The 3,724-nt window shown below is 56.2% G+C and carries 5 protein-coding genes; 1 reads left to right on the top strand and 4 read right to left on the bottom strand.

Annotated elements, in window-relative coordinates; translation table 11 throughout:
* Positions 1-227 precede the first annotated feature (227 nt).
* Together CLG94_RS00025 and CLG94_RS00020 are read right to left on the bottom strand one after the other, a co-directional pair.
* Positions 228-698, bottom strand: a complete 471-nt coding sequence (locus tag CLG94_RS00025) for a thermonuclease family protein (protein WP_121592137.1) — start codon at positions 696-698, stop codon at positions 228-230.
* A complete protein-coding gene (locus CLG94_RS00020) occupies positions 695-970 on the bottom strand; it encodes a hypothetical protein (protein ID WP_133174573.1) in 276 nt (91 codons plus the stop codon). Before CLG94_RS00020 ends, CLG94_RS00025 begins: the two co-directional genes overlap by 4 nt.
* 245 nt (positions 971-1,215) lie before the next feature.
* Between CLG94_RS00020 and CLG94_RS12910 the strand changes: the two genes are divergently transcribed.
* Positions 1,216-1,488 carry a hypothetical protein gene (locus CLG94_RS12910; protein WP_133174572.1) on the top strand — a complete coding sequence of 91 codons (273 nt, stop codon included), beginning with the start codon at positions 1,216-1,218 and terminating at the stop codon, positions 1,486-1,488.
* Positions 1,489-1,545: 57 nt separating this feature from the next.
* Here the strand turns inward: CLG94_RS12910 and CLG94_RS00010 are convergent, their stop codons facing one another.
* Together CLG94_RS00010 and CLG94_RS00005 are read right to left on the bottom strand one after the other, a co-directional pair.
* Complete coding sequence (locus tag CLG94_RS00010) at positions 1,546-2,049, bottom strand: hypothetical protein (protein WP_107560861.1); 504 nt, start codon at positions 2,047-2,049, stop codon at positions 1,546-1,548.
* The gene (locus tag CLG94_RS00005) at positions 2,046-3,017 is read right to left on the bottom strand and encodes a TIGR04255 family protein (protein WP_239993043.1); all 972 of its coding nucleotides are present in this window, start codon (positions 3,015-3,017) and stop codon (positions 2,046-2,048) included. The genes CLG94_RS00010 and CLG94_RS00005 overlap by 4 nt, the downstream gene beginning before the upstream one ends.
* Between the last annotated feature and the right edge of the window lie 707 nt (positions 3,018-3,724).

The raw sequence follows: 3,724 nt of genomic DNA, 5'->3' as shown, positions 1-3,724 counted from the left end.
GCGCTCTTCCAGTTGTTCAAGTGGTGTTGTCATAAGGCCTCCTTATCTGATTGCTCAATTAACAATCAGATGATAGGCCAAAAAAAGGGAAAAGTCAATATTACCCATAAATTTGTCTTACACCCAGACGGTTTCCTTCCCCCTCCCACTGCTCCACGATCTCCGCGAGCCTCACTATGGTTGGGGGTTAGCGGTTCAGATGTTCAGCCTTGGCCTTTCTGTGGCGTCTAAACTCCCAGGGCGGGGTCGGATTCGGCTCGCTCCATAGGCCACGTTGCTGATCGGGCCACCTGCTCCGCATCGAGAAACGAACCGTCCGTCAGATATTGCCGGTATGCCCAGGCCATACCTCGCGTGACCTGCTCCAGGTTGATGTCTGTTCCATTCAGGGACACTCGGCCTACTGTGCGGCCACTCCGGTCAGTGGCCTCAGTCCTGATCTCCACGTCTCCGCCGAAGACCAATTCAGGCAACGATTGTTTCGACCGTTGACCGAATGGTTGAGCCTTTTCTGGCGCGTCGATCTGGGCGAGTCGGATTGTCACTTGCCGTTGGTCCGTGGTGAGAACCGTCAAGGTGTCGCCGTCTGCGACCCGGACCACTTTGCCAGAGAGGGTGCATGCGAAGGATGAGACTGGAAAGATGAAAGCCGCGAAGAGAATAGCAAGAAGATAGCCTGCCGGACTAATGCGTCTCACTGCCTACTTTTCCCAAACCCCGCCCGGCTTCCGTCAGCGTTGAAGAACTCCGCCGTCCCGCCTTGCACCTTGCCGTAGCCGACATGCCGTCCCCCGGCGTCATAGAACTCGATGGTCTGCGAGGGCGCGCCACCAGGAGGGACCTGCTCGGGGTCCACATGCCAGCGCCCCTCGGCGACCTCGAGGAGCGCTTGGTCGCGCCACACGGGGAAGCCACAGGCGGAGAGGGAGAGGAGAAGGGAGGCGCCCATTAGGACGGCGAAAGCTCTCATGATGTCATTATGGGTCGCGCTGCGACCGGTGTCGGGATACCTCCAGGTAGTGTCCTAATCGGTAAGCAGCTTTAGGGCAGTGCCAGCGAGTCAAGGCAGTCACACTAAGCTCCGGATAGGAAGGATCGGGGAAGCGCACGCACCTACTGTTGGTTCTGGGGAATCACCAAGGAAACATGGAGGGCAATTGAGGCTTCAATCATCCTCATGGTGGGAGCTGTCGTTTCCTCAAGCAGGAGGTTTCCATGATACTGGTTCCCTGGACGGGGACACCTCTCGTATCTCAACCTACCAGCGACAAGAGGCAGGCCACAAAGCCGGTCGATGTGGTTCAGGGGAAGCACCGCCACCCCCGCCTGGAACTGGAGTCTACCGTCGTCCTTTCGCTGGGAGAGGGTATGAGGGAGGACCGAGTCGTCATCCTGCCAGTTGACGGAGTTCTCTCGATAACCGTCCTGCCTCGTCTCGGCCAGCTTGAATTTAAAAAGGTGCGATGCGGGTGTCCCATCATCACGTAGAAATTCGTGATTAGGGATTCCTTTCAGGCAGTTGTCCGGGAAAGGCATAAGAAATGCTTAGGAGTTTGTCGCAATGAAAAAGAGGAGCCACTGGACGAGTTTGTCCTTATCCGTGTGCGCAGTGTAGCCTGAAGCTCTCATCTGGCCAAGGTCAGGCGTGGAGACAAGAAACCATGCTGATTCCTTATCGTCGCTCTCGAGCGAGAAGCCAACGCGGTAACTTGGCGTTCCCCACTCGAGGAGGATCGAACCATCTTCCGGTAGGAACACCTGCAGCTCTGGAAAACCAGTGGGCTCGAAGCCTAATGCGCTCCAAAGGGTAAGGGTGGCCTCTATCGAAGCAATAAATGCTTCCGCATTCCTGGCGAGATGGCGATCGGGAACCCTGTTTATAGCCTCACTGGCCTTCCTCGTGGAGGTAGTGGGAGGGACGGGAAGATAGTTTATGTATGTGGACCCCCCGATCGTCTGATTGACCAGCCCGGATGAGATTGCGAACTTTCTGTGGGCAGTCCAGATGGTTGGGGTAGCGGATGTAACATACGTGGATGGAGTAATCATAGCTGCTCTGGCTCCATGGCTAGGTGGAGGCGCTCAGTAATGCACCAACGAATAAGCCTGGACCCTCTCGTATTGAAGTAGTCCAGGCGAGCAGCGGCCTCCTGTAAGGATGTCTTCTGGTCCGTGAAGAAGTCACTATCAATCACGAAGCAGATCTCGCCGTCGTCCTTAGCTTCTACGAAATTGGTTCTTATGCGGACGGCCCCTGAGGGATCATCAAGGGTGACAGCATACATGGCTTCCTGCGTCTCCACGTTTTCGCCGACGCCGGGATACCCGAGGACTGCTGAGATGTGAGGACAAAGGAGCTCTCGCCATGGCACGCCCGAGAGACCGAGCTTTGAGCGGCGTATGATGTCGATGTACCTCAGACCTATTCTGACGAAATACTGCGGGGAATAGACTTGAATGAGGGCATCAAGGGGACGCTTGAGCACCTCTTTAAAGGTCTCCCAGCGGTGATAGTCGGAGGTGGACAGAGCAAGGAACGTGCGAGTGAGATGGACTTTCCGCTTGCCATCTTCAGACGCGAACTCGAAGCTCTTGAGGTGGGGAGGCTGGACCATTTGCCGTAGAATTGAAGGAGGGACCTGATCGGAAACCTCTGGAGGCATTTCCACTTTGAGCTCGGAACTCTCAGCAAAGCCTGGGAAAGCGTCGCGGATGGAGTCCTGGAAGTCAGCTGGAATTGCAGCTTCGATTCTCAGGATGGGAGGAAACCTCAGCTGACAGATGACTTGGTCAAGGGGGTTCTTGTGGTATAGAACCCTCGGGGTTTGCGGAAACGGCATTGCGCCTAGCTCCTCTCGATAGGCGAAGAAACTATAGTACCCATCTTGTACCACAAAGGAGCTCGGGTTGTCCATTCTGCTGTAATACCACAAAGCGGCATCATGAAAACCACCAGATCCGAATCCGATAAAATTCTCTTCCCAATTAGCTCCATAGGGGTATGCACTTGACTCCACTAACCCCAAGATGTAGCGCTCGTCTCCCTGTCTCTACTACCATATCTGGGGCCAGGTTGAGTCATGTGCATAGGCCTATAGCTCCAAATCCGGCCCTCCATCTCACGAATGCAGTGAGTTACCGCTTCACCGCTTCCGGCAGACACTGCTCGCAGTAGGCTCGACTCGGCTGGGCCATCGATCGCCAGAGCTCGCCATACGGGACAATCGCCTCGCAGCGCTCGCAAGGCACGGATGGCCCCGAGAACGGGATCCTGGCCGTCATCCCTAGCGGGGGCGACGATCCGAATCACATACCCATCAGGCCTACTGCCGCCTAACGAGGCTGTAGAAAAACCCCGAAAAACGCGTCTTTCGAGGCCTCAGCAACAGACCATGATTTTTCTTGCTGCCCAATGGCTCCGAGCCTGCGGCTCTCTCTGAGCCGCGAGAGGCCACGATCCCGCCGATGTGGGGCCACAAAGACGTCAGATTTTGGACGATCGTCGCTCATATCGCGTCCTATTGCGAGTGTTCTTCGCGAGGAGGTTTTTCTACAGCCTCAACGATGAGTTCAGCGGCGGCGTTTACGCCATACGCTGGGGTGCACGACAGATTTTTGAGATAAGGTCATCCGGCAGCCGCCGCCGCTGACCGCCGTTCCCAGAAGTCCTCGAAGCGGCCGCTGAGTTTGGCGCAACGCAGGGCGATGATGGCATTGGCCCCGC

The organism is Candidatus Methylomirabilis limnetica (assembly GCF_003044035.1).
GTDB lineage: Bacteria > Methylomirabilota > Methylomirabilia > Methylomirabilales > Methylomirabilaceae > Methylomirabilis > Methylomirabilis limnetica.
This window is presented reverse-complemented; position numbering and strand designations above follow the sequence as displayed.

What these genes read in the sequence shown, in the direction of transcription:
- CLG94_RS00020 (WP_133174573.1), bottom strand. Translation starts at nt 970, where the DNA reads ATGAGAGCTTTCGCCGTCCTAATGGGCGCCTCCCTTCTCCTCTCCCTC.
- CLG94_RS12910 (WP_133174572.1), top strand. Translation starts at nt 1,216, where the DNA reads ATGATACTGGTTCCCTGGACGGGGACACCTCTCGTATCTCAACCTACC.
- CLG94_RS00010 (WP_107560861.1), bottom strand. Translation starts at nt 2,049, where the DNA reads ATGATTACTCCATCCACGTATGTTACATCCGCTACCCCAACCATCTGG.